General features: G+C 59.7%; 26 protein-coding genes. 15 read left to right on the forward strand and 11 right to left on the reverse strand.

Features of this window, described 5'->3' with window-relative positions:
- Positions 1 to 20: 20 nt before the first annotated feature.
- The 11 genes from RGCCGE502_RS22530 to RGCCGE502_RS37480 form a co-directional block, all read right to left on the reverse strand.
- Positions 21 to 218, reverse strand: coding sequence for a hypothetical protein (locus tag RGCCGE502_RS22530; RefSeq protein ID WP_016556505.1), 198 nt, complete (start codon positions 216 to 218; stop codon positions 21 to 23).
- Position 219: 1 nt separating this feature from the next.
- Positions 220 to 675: an HNH endonuclease gene (locus RGCCGE502_RS22535; RefSeq protein WP_244441785.1), complete on the reverse strand. Its 456-nt coding sequence runs from the start codon at positions 673 to 675 to the stop codon at positions 220 to 222.
- Entirely contained in the window at positions 650 to 874 is a 225-nt protein-coding gene (locus RGCCGE502_RS22540) for a hypothetical protein (protein ID WP_016556507.1), read from the reverse strand. Before RGCCGE502_RS22540 ends, RGCCGE502_RS22535 begins: the two co-directional genes overlap by 26 nt.
- A 264-nt stretch (positions 875 to 1,138) precedes the next feature.
- Positions 1,139 to 1,825: a transcription termination/antitermination protein NusG gene (nusG, locus tag RGCCGE502_RS22545; protein WP_016556508.1), complete on the reverse strand. Its 687-nt coding sequence runs from the start codon at positions 1,823 to 1,825 to the stop codon at positions 1,139 to 1,141.
- Positions 1,815 to 3,059: a helix-turn-helix domain-containing protein gene (locus tag RGCCGE502_RS34720; protein ID WP_019280506.1), complete on the reverse strand. Its 1,245-nt coding sequence runs from the start codon at positions 3,057 to 3,059 to the stop codon at positions 1,815 to 1,817. Before RGCCGE502_RS34720 ends, nusG begins: the two co-directional genes overlap by 11 nt.
- Positions 3,056 to 3,355, reverse strand: a complete 300-nt coding sequence (locus tag RGCCGE502_RS22555; protein ID WP_016556510.1) for a hypothetical protein — start codon at positions 3,353 to 3,355, stop codon at positions 3,056 to 3,058. The genes RGCCGE502_RS34720 and RGCCGE502_RS22555 overlap by 4 nt, the downstream gene beginning before the upstream one ends.
- Positions 3,352 to 3,630, reverse strand: a complete 279-nt coding sequence (locus RGCCGE502_RS22560) for a hypothetical protein (RefSeq protein WP_016556511.1) — start codon at positions 3,628 to 3,630, stop codon at positions 3,352 to 3,354. The genes RGCCGE502_RS22555 and RGCCGE502_RS22560 overlap by 4 nt, the downstream gene beginning before the upstream one ends.
- Positions 3,617 to 5,260: a DNA translocase FtsK gene (locus RGCCGE502_RS34725; RefSeq protein ID WP_016556512.1), complete on the reverse strand. Its 1,644-nt coding sequence runs from the start codon at positions 5,258 to 5,260 to the stop codon at positions 3,617 to 3,619. The genes RGCCGE502_RS22560 and RGCCGE502_RS34725 overlap by 14 nt, the downstream gene beginning before the upstream one ends.
- A complete protein-coding gene (locus tag RGCCGE502_RS22570) occupies positions 5,260 to 5,490 on the reverse strand; it encodes a hypothetical protein (protein WP_016556513.1) in 231 nt (76 codons plus the stop codon). The genes RGCCGE502_RS34725 and RGCCGE502_RS22570 overlap by 1 nt, the downstream gene beginning before the upstream one ends.
- Before the next feature lie 205 nt (positions 5,491 to 5,695).
- Complete coding sequence (locus tag RGCCGE502_RS22580; protein ID WP_040675521.1) at positions 5,696 to 6,145, reverse strand: hypothetical protein; 450 nt, start codon at positions 6,143 to 6,145, stop codon at positions 5,696 to 5,698.
- Between the two features lie 211 nt (positions 6,146 to 6,356).
- Complete coding sequence (locus RGCCGE502_RS37480) at positions 6,357 to 6,578, reverse strand: helix-turn-helix domain-containing protein (protein WP_016556516.1); 222 nt, start codon at positions 6,576 to 6,578, stop codon at positions 6,357 to 6,359.
- A 49-nt stretch (positions 6,579 to 6,627) separates the two neighbouring features.
- On the opposite strand from RGCCGE502_RS37480, the gene RGCCGE502_RS22590 reads away from it, so the two are divergent.
- The 15 genes from RGCCGE502_RS22590 to RGCCGE502_RS22655 all read left to right on the forward strand — a co-directional run bounded on the left by RGCCGE502_RS22590 (position 6,628) and on the right by RGCCGE502_RS22655 (position 13,768).
- Entirely contained in the window at positions 6,628 to 7,284 is a 657-nt protein-coding gene (locus RGCCGE502_RS22590) for a LexA family transcriptional regulator (RefSeq protein WP_244441786.1), read from the forward strand.
- Positions 7,285 to 7,520: 236 nt separating this feature from the next.
- Positions 7,521 to 7,718 carry a hypothetical protein gene (locus RGCCGE502_RS22595; protein ID WP_016556518.1) on the forward strand — a complete coding sequence of 66 codons (198 nt, stop codon included), beginning with the start codon at positions 7,521 to 7,523 and terminating at the stop codon, positions 7,716 to 7,718.
- Between the two features lie 74 nt (positions 7,719 to 7,792).
- On the forward strand, positions 7,793 to 7,966 hold the full coding sequence (locus tag RGCCGE502_RS37485; RefSeq protein ID WP_176705723.1) for a hypothetical protein: 174 nt from the start codon (positions 7,793 to 7,795) through the stop codon (positions 7,964 to 7,966).
- Complete coding sequence (locus tag RGCCGE502_RS22600) at positions 7,963 to 8,145, forward strand: hypothetical protein (RefSeq protein WP_016556519.1); 183 nt, start codon at positions 7,963 to 7,965, stop codon at positions 8,143 to 8,145. Before RGCCGE502_RS37485 ends, RGCCGE502_RS22600 begins: the two co-directional genes overlap by 4 nt.
- A complete protein-coding gene (locus RGCCGE502_RS22605; protein ID WP_244441787.1) occupies positions 8,130 to 8,480 on the forward strand; it encodes a hypothetical protein in 351 nt (116 codons plus the stop codon). The genes RGCCGE502_RS22600 and RGCCGE502_RS22605 overlap by 16 nt, the downstream gene beginning before the upstream one ends.
- Positions 8,470 to 8,661 carry a hypothetical protein gene (locus RGCCGE502_RS22610; RefSeq protein ID WP_016556521.1) on the forward strand — a complete coding sequence of 64 codons (192 nt, stop codon included), beginning with the start codon at positions 8,470 to 8,472 and terminating at the stop codon, positions 8,659 to 8,661. The genes RGCCGE502_RS22605 and RGCCGE502_RS22610 overlap by 11 nt, the downstream gene beginning before the upstream one ends.
- A complete protein-coding gene (locus RGCCGE502_RS22615) occupies positions 8,661 to 10,565 on the forward strand; it encodes a DNA cytosine methyltransferase (RefSeq protein WP_016556522.1) in 1,905 nt (634 codons plus the stop codon). The genes RGCCGE502_RS22610 and RGCCGE502_RS22615 overlap by 1 nt, the downstream gene beginning before the upstream one ends.
- Positions 10,565 to 11,092 (forward strand): hypothetical protein, encoded by a 528-nt coding sequence (locus tag RGCCGE502_RS22620; protein WP_016556523.1) that lies wholly within the window; start codon positions 10,565 to 10,567, stop codon positions 11,090 to 11,092. The genes RGCCGE502_RS22615 and RGCCGE502_RS22620 overlap by 1 nt, the downstream gene beginning before the upstream one ends.
- Positions 11,089 to 11,358: a hypothetical protein gene (locus RGCCGE502_RS22625; protein WP_016556524.1), complete on the forward strand. Its 270-nt coding sequence runs from the start codon at positions 11,089 to 11,091 to the stop codon at positions 11,356 to 11,358. The genes RGCCGE502_RS22620 and RGCCGE502_RS22625 overlap by 4 nt, the downstream gene beginning before the upstream one ends.
- Positions 11,355 to 11,693, forward strand: coding sequence for an HNH endonuclease signature motif containing protein (locus RGCCGE502_RS22630; protein ID WP_040675471.1), 339 nt, complete (start codon positions 11,355 to 11,357; stop codon positions 11,691 to 11,693). Before RGCCGE502_RS22625 ends, RGCCGE502_RS22630 begins: the two co-directional genes overlap by 4 nt.
- 3 nt (positions 11,694 to 11,696) lie before the next feature.
- Complete coding sequence (locus RGCCGE502_RS22635) at positions 11,697 to 12,455, forward strand: DUF5131 family protein (RefSeq protein ID WP_016556526.1); 759 nt, start codon at positions 11,697 to 11,699, stop codon at positions 12,453 to 12,455.
- Complete coding sequence (locus RGCCGE502_RS22640; protein WP_016556527.1) at positions 12,452 to 13,174, forward strand: hypothetical protein; 723 nt, start codon at positions 12,452 to 12,454, stop codon at positions 13,172 to 13,174. Before RGCCGE502_RS22635 ends, RGCCGE502_RS22640 begins: the two co-directional genes overlap by 4 nt.
- Positions 13,171 to 13,386 carry a hypothetical protein gene (locus RGCCGE502_RS22645; protein WP_016556528.1) on the forward strand — a complete coding sequence of 72 codons (216 nt, stop codon included), beginning with the start codon at positions 13,171 to 13,173 and terminating at the stop codon, positions 13,384 to 13,386. Before RGCCGE502_RS22640 ends, RGCCGE502_RS22645 begins: the two co-directional genes overlap by 4 nt.
- A complete protein-coding gene (locus RGCCGE502_RS22650; RefSeq protein ID WP_016556529.1) occupies positions 13,383 to 13,565 on the forward strand; it encodes a hypothetical protein in 183 nt (60 codons plus the stop codon). The genes RGCCGE502_RS22645 and RGCCGE502_RS22650 overlap by 4 nt, the downstream gene beginning before the upstream one ends.
- Positions 13,562 to 13,768, forward strand: a complete 207-nt coding sequence (locus tag RGCCGE502_RS22655; RefSeq protein ID WP_016556530.1) for a helix-turn-helix domain-containing protein — start codon at positions 13,562 to 13,564, stop codon at positions 13,766 to 13,768. Before RGCCGE502_RS22650 ends, RGCCGE502_RS22655 begins: the two co-directional genes overlap by 4 nt.
- The last annotated feature ends 24 nt before the right edge of the window (positions 13,769 to 13,792 follow it).

Here is a 13,792-nt window from a genome sequence, read left to right on the forward strand (position 1 = left end):
GGTCTGGGCCTCCGATGTCTTCAGGCTCCGGCCTCGTCGGTGTTGCTGTCATCGACCTCGATGACCACGGTCGTGCCACTTATGGTGCCTGCTAACTCGAAGAGCTTTGTCGCCATCCACATCCGGAGAGCGAAGCCCTTGGGCAGGCGAACACCGATCCTCAGGGTTCGTAGCAGTTCGCTGCCGTCGACAATGATCTCGCCTGCATCCTTGGCCATATCACCAACCGGGCCGAGCCCGCTCCTGCTTCTGCTTCTCGCTGTCGTGGTAAGCCTTGCTTACGGTCTGCAGGTTGTTCACATCCCAGAACAGCCGCTCGTCACCGCGATGCGGGATCTTGTGGTCAACCACCGGACTGTTATCGGCTGGATGCTTGCCGCTGCAGAGAACACCCGTTTGCTTGCAGGTGTAGAGGTCACGCCTCAGCACTTCCTCCCGCAGCTTCCGCCATCGGTTGCTCTTGTACCAGGCCCGCCATGGCTGGCTCTGGTCACGCTCACGACTGCGTTGAGCTTCCGCTTCCTGTCGCGTCGATGGCGATATTGGAGAGAGGCGAGAGCCAAGCGTCTTGAGCCTTGGCTTCAGAGATGTGAGCTTGCCCATACCCTTAGACAGAAAAGGCGACCCGAAGGCCGCCCTGTCCGTGATGCTACTCCACTGGAGAGAAGTCGACATAGTATTGCTTTCCGATGACGAGCTGCTCAGCAGCCGCGGGATTGTCGATGTTGTACTCGGCAAACCCGCTCGGCGTCGCTTTCGAGAACGACAGGTCCTCAGCTATCGCCTTGTCATAGGTGCAGCGGAAGATTGCCTTCGAGCCGCCCCATGCATTCGCGTAAACGTTCTCCAGCGTCATCTTGCAACGGATACCCATTGCGATCTCCTGATCTAGGATTTCATGAGCCCAGCACGACAGCCCATAACCTAGAAACAGAAAAGGCGACCATCAGGCCGCCTAGTTGGATGCAACAGAGAAGTCATAGCAGTAGCACTGGCCTTGAGTCAGTGCCTCGAATTTGAGGCGGTCAAGGCTGGGGCCGGGTGCGATGTTCCCTGCGGCTTTCGCCTACTCTCCACATCGTCCAGCGATGAGATCAGAGGGTTCGCTTGTCCGGCTCGTCCAGTGACATAATTGCTGTCATGACTTTTTCAGGAAAGCAAGAGGCATACTCTCGACATCGAAGCGCTTTCCAAAAACGTCGATCTTCACCCTGGCCTGTGCCTGTCGGCACCACTTCACAGCCACGATTAGGCACGAGAGTCCGGAGAAGGGACCAAAGGTAATCTCGGCAATGTCACCCTCCTTCATCGATTTGTCCGTCTTCACGTAAGGTATATCTCCGCTGCTGGTAAGCGCTTTGAAACGCTCAATATCTTCGTTTCTGACGACATGATAGCCGTTCGGCCCGCCGACGATATCGATCACGTGCTTGACGTTTTTTAGCCCCTGAAATGCATCGCCTGATGGCACGAAACGGACGAGCATATATGACGGGAAGAACGGTCTCGATCCCTCGATTCTCGTTCCCTTGTGAACGCGAAAGATCTTTTCCGACGGCATGAAAGCCTCGACATTCGCGGCCTCAAGATACTTTTCCACAATGAACTCTTTGCCGCTCTCCACCCGTAGGCAGTACCAATTCGCCATTTTCGGCTTCCTTTCACACATTTCCTTGGATGCCGACCGCAACCTGTCCGCTGCGATTCTTGCGATCCGGTCTGCTCTCGTCGAACGCTGATAGGCTCGCAACTTCTCGAGGTGCGACAGCTCGGCCTCGATCATCGGCCGATAGTTGATCTTCCTTCCGGTGATCTTACGCTGCATTGTCATTGCCCCTGACCTCTCTCAGTGCCGCCTCAAATTCGCTCAGTGCCAGTTCACAAGCCTCATCGAGATCCTCGATCGCATCAGGCAGGCGCGGGAACTGCATCCATTCCAGACCCTCAGGAGCCATCAGCCATGGCCAGCAACGACGATGGTGCAGGCGCTGCCACGCCTTCCAGACGTCGCCGCCTACCTTCACCTTGTCGAAGGTCTGGGCCATCGCCACAATGCGAGATGGGACGTTGAAACGCTTCCTTTGCGTTGTCGTGTCAATGAGCCTCGAAGCCTCCGGCCATCCCTGCTTTTCGCGCTTGTCGCGCCAGATCAGATCCCGCTTTTCAGGCTTGTCATCGATGATCTTCTGCTCGATCGGGTTGAGAGTAAGGCTGCGCTCTGGCCTCAGCAGCTCCGCCAGCAACAAGGCACGGCCGGCCCGCGAATAGGCCGTATAGGCCTCCGGCGCCGCGTGAGCTGCAAAGCCGGCCTTTTCGCCCAGCCGCTCCCAAGCGCGTTCCGAGAGGTAAGTCGCAGCCGCCTTCGAGAACTTGCGTCCAGACGCCTTCGCCGCAGCAAGGTAGTCGGCGGTGCGGTCTTCACAAGCCTTTCGCTGCTCGTCCGTCAGGTCCAGCCAGGCGCGCCGCGTCGTGGCCTCCGTATCGGTCGCATAGGTTGGCCATGTCGACCACCATTTGCGGAATCGCTTTTCCAGCGCCTTGGGATTTTCCTCCCCTTCATCATCGCGATCGCGCTCTCTCTCTTCTTCGTTAAGATTGGAAGTTAGAGAACTGTCGTTAATAGGTGCCGGTCCAGAACCGGCAGGGGGTGCCGCCCTAGGACCGGCAGGGGGTGCCGGTATACCGGCAGGGGGTGCCTCGTCGAAGTCGCTCGGGATAGGATCGAATTCCTCTCCACCCTCGGCTTCCCATGCATCGAACGCATTGCTCGCGATGACGCGATCGAGGATGACACGATAGTAGTGGGCACTGTCGCGGCCGCTCGCGCTGTCAACCTTGCGCTTTTCCACGGCGCCGATCTCTGCCAAACGATTGAGTGAGTCCTGAACCGTTGAACGCCCGCAATTGAGCTCCTTCGCCATTGTCACCTGGCTACGACGGCACCAGCCCTCTTTGTTGGTGTGAGTTCCCAAGAGGCAAAGCACCCGCAGGTCACTGCCCTTGAGACGACTGTCCGTGACAATCCACGCCGGGATTATGGAGAAACGCGGATTGCTCATTGTGCCTCCGTGGCGCCGCCCCGCGCCGCTTCTCTGAGGTCATGGGCTGCAATATGCACCGGCATGACAATGGTCTGAGGTATCGAACCATCCGGGAGGCGCCGTGCGCTCGTTAGCGAAAGCATCGCGTCGAGGTATGCGACACCAGCATGCAGCCCTGCCTGCCGGAGGATTTCCCGAATGTTCATGTGTTCACGATTGATGACCCAGTACGGGCAGCGGAACAGCCAATCGGCCCGCTCTGCGTCCGTTCCGGCGTCCGCGAGAATGTCGACGAGGGGCAGCATGTCGCTCATGACAGCGCCTCGTCGGTCAAGGTCACGCCGACAGCCTCCGGGTCGACCCAAAGTGCCGCCCAGATCCGCCGCCGAGGCTCGACATCGTGAAGCCGACCATCGTATGCCAAGTCGAAGGCCTCACGCGATAGTCCACTTAGCTTTCGAAGCTCCACCTTCGCTGCCCGCGCACCGGTCGTGCCGAAAGCCGGATAAGCTGTACGGGCCATCTTTTCGACGCGGAGCCGCAGAAAGCGCTTCAGCATAAGCGGAGAGAAATCGTCAGCGACCGCCATCGACAGCCTCCATGATCTTCATGCCGACGACGACGCTTGCCATCGCCTTGAGCGACCGCCAGCCGTCGTCTGAGACCAGCCAACGGCCGGGCTCGTCGTCGGCACGGATTAGCCCATCCGCATGCAATGACAGGATCAGACCGTCTGCCGTGGTTGGCCGAACACCAATGCCGCGGCGCATTTCGACCGCGTCGAAGCGATCATGCTCGCCGGCCCAAACCAGCGCCCGCGCCCGTTCCTCGTCGACGCGCTCGTCAAGCGTCTTGCGCGGCGTCGAGCGGGTAAAATCCTCATCGTTGAAATAGAAGTCACCGACGTGAGTGCTTTCACCCGGTTCGACCGCGTCAGCATCCTGGAACTCAGCCCAGTCGACACGGCGGACAGTCGTCGCGCTGCCGTAGGTGCCATCCTCCTGCAGCTCCCACACGAACCACGCAGTGTTCATGCGGCTGGAGGCTTTCTTGCCGTCCCAGCCCTCTCGGTGCATCATCGGCAGACGACGCTTGAACACGTAGACGCGCGCCGGCGGGTTTTCGTCCATGACGAAGTTACGCGCCTCGTCGGCAAATCCGCACATGAAGTTAAGGTTCAGCAACAGCGCCATCTTGCGAGGGCGATGGACGCGCAGCGCGTGCGCAACGAAGTCGTTCAGCACTTCGCCGTAGGGAGGGTTGGTGACGATATCGGCGCTATTGCCTTCGTCGCGACCGCTCGCGAGGAAATCACCGACCGCCTGCAGCTCGCCGTCGTTGTCGGCCGTTCCGCGATCGACGAGATCCGACAGGATGACGTCATATCCTTGTTCTTGCAGCACCTTGGAGATCGCGCCAAGTCCGCAGGATGGCTCCCATACGGTCGAAGAGAAGCTTTCAAAGGCTAGCAGCGTGCGCGTGGCAACCGCTGGCGTTTGGTAGAAATTGTCGCCTCGATCTTCCCTCGGCGCTGAAGCCGTACCGATGGCGGCTCGCAGGTTCGCCCGGCTCGGCTCGAGCCCTGCCTCAATGCGGGCATCGATCGCTCGTTGGACAAGCCCAGGCTGATCGGCCTCTGCATCGCGCAACTTTCGCGCCTCATGGACTTGCGCCTTTGAGAGCCCGACATCCTCCAAGCGAAAAAGGTTTTCGTCTGAAACCTTTTTGGGGCGACCGGGTGTTGCGACAAACCCAGCTGCCTGGGCCTCGTCAAACTGATTGGCAAGCGCGATCTTGGCGCGGCTCTCGATCAGCAGCGCGTCGGCCTGCATGCGACGCGCCTTGGCGATCAACTGATCGCCCGCCTGTAGTCGCTTGGCGTAACCCGCCGCTGCTTTCGCCTGATCATAGGCACCGGAGGACAGCATCAGCGCGGCATTATAGTCGCCATCGTCGAGAAGAGCGCGGGCACGTTCCACGGTTGCGGCAAGGTTCGACGCATCGTGATGCTCCACCTTGGCAACGTCGTTTGCATTGGAAACGAGTGCGCGCTTTCCGCTGGAATCAGCTTTCCCGACGAGCCCCTCAGCTTCCATCCGCTCTACGAATTGAGCAGCCGCGTTATATCCAATCTGCATGCGGCGCTGCAGAAATGAAGCCGAGCATTTCCCAACTGAGCGGACGAAAGCGACGGCGCGCTGGTAATCTTCTTCGACCATCATTCGCACCTCAGCAACCGGTCGAGGAAGGCGTTTCCCTTCTCGGTCATCGTCACGAAGTGCGGGTCGTCGTGAAGCCGGACCAGATAGCCGCCTTCAACGGCCGAGCCGACGCCCCGCTTGTCGCAATCTAATGAAAGTGGATAGGCGCGCCTGTTTTGCTGGGCGTGGAGGCGGACGCGGTACAGAAGCCGGCATCCAGCACTATCGAGGCCGGGCTCGGTGATCATCAGTTTGACCTCCCCCGCAAAAGCCGCTTTCGTATGCTGCGAAGCGCCGAGACTAATCCAGCGCTCGCTTGATCATCCGTTAGCCCAGCGTCGATGCATTTCGCGGCCGCCACGGCAAGCGCAACCTGCGCAGCATCTTCATCGCCTTGAGGGAGGATGTTGATTATTTGATCGGCAATCTGCGTAAGGTCCGCATCTCTTTCCATCAGCATGCACCCGCCATCATGGCGTCGAGACGCGCTAGAAACAGCATCGCTGGTACGATACGGCTGCGGACCGCCTGCCGTTCTGCCGCGTCTAAGTGGCCGTCTTCAATCGCCACCGCGATCGTCCGCACCACCTCGTCCAACACACCGTCCAACCGGAGGACCGCCGAGGCCGTCAATTCACCAACGCTTGCCGGAGCTTGGTCGGCAACCAACTGGCTTATTGCGGTTGATATGAAAGGATGCGCGGTTGCCCTATCGAGAGCGACGGCAAGGTCGACGCGAATGAAGTTCTTCGACCACTCTTCGGCGGTCGAGCAGTACTTGGTAAGCGCGGAGGTACCCATACCAAGAAGTTGCGAAGCACGAGAGACACCGCCCACTGCATCCACAGCAGCGACAGTCGCCGCCTTCAAGAGAGCATCTGATTGAGAGAGATATGCGCGCACAAAAACACCCCTGAAAGTAGTCAAGGAAAAAAGTTTGATGAAGGGATTCCGTGTCAGCCTCGCGAGCGTGGCTTAGAGATCAGGCATCGACATCACGGAGGTCCGCATGCCTGGACAAACCAACGTAGAGAAAGCGCACCGGATCTCAGAGGTCCGCCGATCCGGTGCGAAGTGGCGCGGAGGAACTGTCCGCGCGGGGAACTATAAATCATCATGCCGCGCACTCCGGCGGATCAAAGAACCACTGATCTTGCCAGACCAGTCCTCGAGCAGTTGCGGCTGCGCGAATGCGCGTCATTTGCTCCAGAGTCATAGCCTCCTCGGCGCCGCGCTCCCAACGGGAAACGGTAGGCTGAGTTACGCCAGCGATTGCTGCGAACTCATCCTGATTGATGCGAAACACCGCCTTGCGGATGTGGGCTATCGTGCTCATGGCGCATTTATACGTATACGTATGAAGTAATGCAAGAGGATATGCGTTCGTGTATTTTGATTTAATGGAACCCCTTGATATGCGCTGGCGTATGGAGCTTAAAGTCGCCATCCGCCGCTTGCGAACGCTTGCTGGCATGACACAAGGCGCGTTTGCCGAAGCCCTCGGCACGACGCAGCCAACCGTGTCTCGATGGGAAACCGGCGCAAAACCCGAGTTCGAACATATCGCGAAGTTGAAGAATTTTGCGGAAGAACGCGGCCTAGAGTTCGATCTGTCTGAGACTGGTTGGGAAACAGGTTGGACTCAGACTGTGCGTATATTCGGGTATGTCGGCGCCGGTGCCGAAGTTGTTCCCTTTAATGACGTCGAGCATGAAGGCTTCGACACGGTAGAAGTCGATTTCCCTATTCCAGAAGGTACGGGTGCGGTCGTTATTCGAGGCGATTCGCAGATGCCGATATTCGAGGATGGCGATCTCATCGGCTACCATAAGGCCGGGCGGCCACCGGAAGACCTGGTCGGAAAGATGTGCGTCGTTCGGCTGAGCGACGGCAGAATGTACATCAAGAAGATCAAACGCGGCTCTTCGCCAGGCTTTTTCACTCTGGTGAGCTCGAACGCATCCGACATCGACGATGTCGTGATCGAGTGGTCCGCCCCATATCGCTTTCGCATCCCACGGGAAGAGTGGACTCGGCTCTAGCTCTCGACTGATTCGCCGCCACCAACAAAAACCCCGCCCTAAAAGGCGGGGCGTTACGCGTTTCCTTCGGTGAGATTTTATTCGTCAACGTATTTTTTGCCTTGCGCTGTATACGTATGCGTATATATTCGCCTCATCCGGTCTCGATCCTCCCAAGCCGGGTCGCCCATCAAGGGTGCGCCGCTGCTCAACCTCCTCCCTGAGCAGCGGCGAGACCGGGAAGCACGGAGACGAAAATGCAGACTCAGACCCCTTACTCCCCGACCATTGCCAGAGACATCGCCAGCGAGATGGCAGATCACGCGCTTGAGCGCGGCGAGGGCCTGACCTTCAAGGACTACAAGCGCCTCGGCTTCACCGAAGCCCAGATCCAGCGTCACAGCGACGCCGCTGCTGCCATTTTCGCCCGCCGCTCCCTGCGCCGGGTCGCCTGAAACCTTCCGGTTTCGGTCACCGCTCCGACCAGGAACGGAGCGGGTTCCGAAACGGAAGCGAAAGGGCTCCCATCATGCAAACAGTTCGGACAGTTAGTCCGGTAGCGATCGCGCTGCCGGAACCGGGTTCGCTTACTCTGCGCCTAACGCGGATGCCTGTTGAGCATCAGCGCCGCATGGAGTTCGCGTTACTGTTTATCATCGCGATCGTTCTCCCGATCGCCATCCTCCTGCAGGTGCCGGCATGACGGCGACGACGGCCATCCTTGCTGGCGTCGGCGCAGCCTTCTGCGCCGGAATGCTGTTCGGCACCGCACTGCTCGTTGGAAAGCTGCCACGGGCTGTGCTCCGCCTCATCGAGTGGCGTCGCTTGCGCTCGTTGAGGGTAGACGACACGTGGGAGAACTCTCCATGGAGGGATATGTGATGGCGGAAATCGTCACCTTCCCCCGGAAGCTTCGCTTGGTGTCTGATGACTTCAGCCCCAGCGTCATCGAAGCGATCGAGATCGAGATGGCCGAGGCTAGGCGCCGAAACGTTCAGAGAGCTCTCGAACATGTCGCCATCGCAAACATGGATCTCGCAGTCGACAGTCTCTGCGGCAAAGCCGGCCTCGAAGGCCTGACCGACGACACCATGGCCTACCTCGCGCACGCGATGGTCCATGTCATTGATGCTCTCGGCTGCCGTAACGCCGATCTGCCGCTGCGCCGCCTCCTCAACGAGGCAATCGAGCGGATGGAGAGCGCCAGTGCGGACTAAGCCGAAGAAACCGACCGGCAGAGAGCTTCGCCGTCAGACGCTCGATCGTCCGCTTGTGATCAAGACGATCACAGTGAACAGGCGCGTCGTCGCAGGGGATCACGGCGGCATTGCCTATGTGGATTTCAAACTTCCTTGGAACGCGATGTACGCAGCCGCTCTGCAGGAGAGTGGCCTGTGATGAACCATTCTCTCCCTCTGATCGTCGACAGCTTCGCCGGTGGCGGCGGCGCATCGACCGGTATCGAGATGGCCCTCGGCCGCTCTCCCGATATTGCGATCAATCACAACTCCGCCGCGCTGGCGCTGCATGCGGCGAACCATCCGGAGACGCTCCACCTCTCCGAGAACATCTTCAAGGTTGACCCGCTCGACCACGTCGCGGGAAAGCATGTCGGGCTGGCGTGGTTTTCTCCCGACTGCAAGCATTTCTCCAAGGCGAAGGGCGGCAAGCCGGTCGAGCGAAACATTCGCGACCTCGCATGGGTGATCGTCCTCTGGGCAGAACGTGCAAAGCCCGACGTCATCATCATGGAGAACGTCGAGGAATGGAAGGACTGGGGTCCGTTGATCGAGACCGAGCGCGGACTGATGCCGTGCCCGGACAGCCGCGGCGAGACCTTCCGGAAATGGTGCAAGGCGATGAAGCGGGCCGGTTACAAGATCCAGCACCGCGAGCTGCGCGCCTGTGATTATGGCGCGCCGACCATTCGCAAACGCCTGTTTCTCATCGCGCGCCGGGACGGCAAGGCCATTGTTTGGCCAAAGCCGACGCACGGAGCGCCAGATGATCGAGAAGTAATCGGAGGCCGCAAGAAGCCGTGGCGGACCGCGGCGGAGTGCATTGACTGGTCACTACCAACTCCATCGATCTTCGACACTACCGAGCAGGTTTGGCAGAAGCATCAGCTCCGCGCCATCCGTCCCCTCGCTGAAAACACTATGGCCCGTGTCGCTCGCGGCATGAAGCGATACGTTCTAGACGCCGAGCGCCCCTTCCTCGTCAACCTGACGCATGGCGGCCGGGTCGAAGACTGCGCGGTTCCCTTTAAGACTATCACCGGTGCCAACCGAGGCGAAAAGGCGGTGGTCGCACCGCATCTCTCTGCCTTCTATGGTCCTGGTGCAGGAAGCAAGGACAGATCCGCTAGCGCTGTGGATCCGGTACGTGTGGTCACGACCGAGAACCGACACGCCCTTGTTGCTCCGGTTCTTACCTACGCTCAACAGGGCGGAGCCAATCGATCTGTTGAAGAGCCCCACCACACGATCTGCGCCAGCAAGAAGGACCAGAACGCCGTCATCATCCCGACACTGGTCGGATGCGGCGGACGGGCAGGGCAGAGCCGTCCTCGCGGAAGCGACGAGCCATCGGCTACCATTACGGCAAAGGCCGACACCTGCGCTGCGGTCGCCTTCGTGGCCCAGAACAACAATGACAGCAGGCGCATCGGTGGCGTGAATCCAGGCCGATCTGCCGACGAGCCGATGTCGACGGTAACGGCGTCGGGAGCGCAGCAGGGAGCCGTCACGGCTTTCGTCTCTCGCCAGTTCGGCACCTCGACAGGCCACGAGGTGGAAAAGCCTCTCGGCACGACGACAGCAGACGGCGGCGGCAAGTCGCTCCTCGTCGCTCCCTACCTTCAAGCCTACTACGGCACCGGCGACGGTGGTGAGGAAGATAAGCCGTGCCGCACGATCACGACGAAGGATCGCCACGGCCACGTTGAGGCGACGATCGATGCTCCACCGTTCAGGTACGATCAAGCCGATCGAGCCCGCCAGGTCGCCGACTTCATGCGCTCCTACGGCTTCTGGGATGCTCGCGAATTCGTCACCATCACGATCGCCGGTTCCGAGTTCGTCATCGTAGATATCGGCATGCGGATGCTCACGCCGCGCGAGCTCTACAACGCCCAAGGTTTTCCGTCGGATTATCGGATTGATTCCGATCTCAATGGGCGCCCGTTTCCCAAGAACGTCCAGGTGTCGTGTGTCGGCAATTCGGTCTGCCCTCCAGTCGCAGCCGCAATCGTTGGAGCCAACTGCCAGCATCTCGTCGAGTATCGGGAGGCAGCGGAATAATGGCTTCGAAAGCAGACGCCCAGCGCCTGGCGACGATCAGAACCCGACACGCTGAGGCCAGCACAAACTGGCAGCTCGGCAGCACCGGAACGGAGCTGCTCGCCGTCATCGTGCCGAATACGCAGCCGGTCGCCGTTGCCCAGCTCACCGTCGAATGCGGCTACATCGACCGCGACTTTCTGCTTCACGCCCATGACGATTTACGCTTTGTCCTGGGGCTGCTCCAGGAGGCCTTTGCCGAGATCAGGCGCTGGAAACCTCGCCAGCAGCAACAGGTAGAGCACGCTCACAAGAACGCGAATTACGCTGCCGAGTGCGCGATGCGATCAAACGATCAGATGTTCCGCCGCTTCCTGCTCGAAGAAACGGGCGCGGCCGATGTCAGTGACGCCGTCCGCGTGGACTCGCACGTTCGCTACCTCCTGAAGATCGACAGCCGCAATGAACTGAACACCGCCGCCGGCGCCCGCAATCGATGGTTCGATCTGCGCGCCGAGTTCGAAGCTTGGAAAAGGAACGCCGAATGACGGTGGATATCTACAACATGTCAGACGCCGATCGGCAGGCACATGCCATCACCGCAGCGCACCAGGCGTCTGAAGCTGTAACCGAGCTGCTGCGCTTCAGTCGCGAGGGGTCGGACATAAAGGGCACCTTCGGCGATATCGATGTTGTCGAGAAGCTTTTGGACGCAGCCAAGATCGCAATCGAATGCCTCACGGAAGACGACGACGGTCAACGCTACTCGTCGATCTATGGAGATCTCAAGCATGAGCTGGAGTTCTGGATCTGATGAACCGGCGCGACAAAATCCGCGAGAAGGTGATGGCTCGCGTCCGCATGGACGAGGGGACAGGTTGCTGGATATGGACCGGACCGACCTCCGGTACCGAAGGCCGAGGAGCTGGTTACCCGCGCATGTCTCTCGCGGGGCAGACAGTGGCCGTCCACATCGTCATGTGGACGAATGAGCACGGCTTCATCCCCGGCAAGAAAGAACTGGATCACGTATGCCGCAACCGGTTGTGCGTTCGCCCTCATCCCGAACACTTGGAAATGGTGACCAGGAAACGCAACGCGATCCGTCGCGAAGAGGCAAAGCGCGCAATGCTTTGCGAGGAGGCTTAGAAGATGGCTGAGAACAGTAAGATCGAGTGGACCACGCACACTTTCAATCCGTGGATTGGCTGCACGAAGGTGTCGCCGGCATGTGACGGCTGCTACGCCGAAAACCTTATGGCCAATCGGTACCAACGGGTTCAGTGGGGCGCGGGAGAGGATCGCCAGCGTACCGGCGCGGCCAACTGGCGGAAGCCGATCGCATGGGACAAGGAAGCAAAGGCCAGTGGCACCCGTCCCTACGTCTTCTGCGCCTCCCTCGCCGACGTCTTCGACAACGAGGTCGATGACCGCTGGCGCAACGACCTCATAGACTTGATCGATGCGACGCCAAACCTCGTCTGGTTGCTACTGACAAAGCGCATCGGCAACGTCATGAAGATGACCGATCCTGCTCGCGGACATCGGATGCTTCCGCGCAACGCGGCGATCGGCGCGACCATTGCCAACCAGGATGAGTACGACCGGGACCGCCTGAAGCTTTGGGAGGTCAAGCAGGGGCTGGATCCGCTATTCACATTCGGAAGCTTCGAGCCGCTCCTAAGCCGCGTCGCGCTGGACAGCTTCGCGCCCGACTGGATAATCACCGGCGGCGAGACAGATCAGGGTTCTCACAAGGCCCGGTTCACAGATCCTCAGTGGTTCCGCCACCTGCGCGACCAGAGCGCCAAACTCAACCGAGCATTCTTCATGAAGCAAATGCCACGGAAGCAGGAGATCCCAGCTGATCTCCTCGTCCGTCAGTGGCCTATCGCGAGGGCAGCAGCATGACAGATCGCCCGATCCTGTTCTCCTCGCCGATGGTTCGAGCTCTCCTCGTCGGCACCAAAACCCAGACGCGTCGCCTTTTCAAACTGCCGAACTGGGCGGTGCCGGGCACCCTCGAGATAGACGATGACGGCCCATATGCTTGCGCGGAAATCAGCGGTTGCCTCGCAAAGGTACAGACCCGCATAAACGTGGGCGACCGCCTCTGGGTGCGTGAGAATGCCGCCGTGCGCCATCAAAGCTGGCACCACGAGGATGGCGACAAGCATCAGGTCTCGTACCTAGCTGACGAGGATGAATCTGGCCGATGGCTTCAATTGCCAACATGCGGCACTGGCATTCGCGACGGAAAGGCGCCGTCGGTATTTCCAAGTAAGAGCCACAACACTGATGGCTCTCTGCGCTGGCAACCCTCCATTCATATGCCCCGCTGGGCATCACGGCTCACCCTCATAGTCACTGACGTTCGCGTCGAGCACCTGCAGGACATCAGCGATGATGACGCAATAGCCGAAGGCATCACTGAAGAGCATGTCGGCGGCTATGCCGGGTGGTCTGGCCGTCCAGACGGCGGGATCTGGCCGAATCCCTCCAACGCCTATTGGGACTTGTGGGACTACATCAACGGCGAAGGAGCGTGGGGTCTCAACCCATGGGTCGTCGCCTACACCTTCACCGTCCATCGCCAGAATATCGACAGCCTGTCGAAGGAGGCCTCATGACCGACAAGCTCGCGAAATGCTCAGCTTGTGGCGGGCTCGGTTACTTCCGCTGCGACTGCTGGCCAGGCGATTGCATCTGCGGCCAAGACGAAGACACATGCTGGGAGTGCGAGGGCGAAGGGTTGATAGATCCAACCTACGACGACGATTTCGGTGATGCCGTCGACGATCCCAACTACCCACCACCCACACCGAGGGACCAACCGGCATGATGGGGCAGATCGACAAACGGCCGCTCAACAAATGGCAATGGATGGTCATGTTCATGGGTCCGGATTGGGACAAGGAAACGATCGGGGCTCTGAGCTATTCCCTCCACAAGGCCTACGAAATCCACTTAAGCCGAATTCACGCGGCCGTACCAACGCACCGGGAGGAAAGCTCGGAATGACCGCTCCAGCTATTCGTGAAGGTGACCTGCTGATGGGCGCCGACGCCATCGCAGGTTTCCTTGGAGTAACGCGCCGCCAGGTCTATCGTCTGGTCTATGACGAGATCATCCCGTCATTCAAGCTTGGCGGCACCGTCGCGGCCCGTCGGTCTAGCCTGACGAAATGGATGGAAGGCCTTGAAGGAAACCGCGCAGCCAGCTAGCGTGCGCCCTTCGAATGTGAGGGT

It is taken from the genome of Rhizobium grahamii CCGE 502, assembly GCF_000298315.2.
Taxonomy (GTDB): domain Bacteria; phylum Pseudomonadota; class Alphaproteobacteria; order Rhizobiales; family Rhizobiaceae; genus Rhizobium; species Rhizobium grahamii.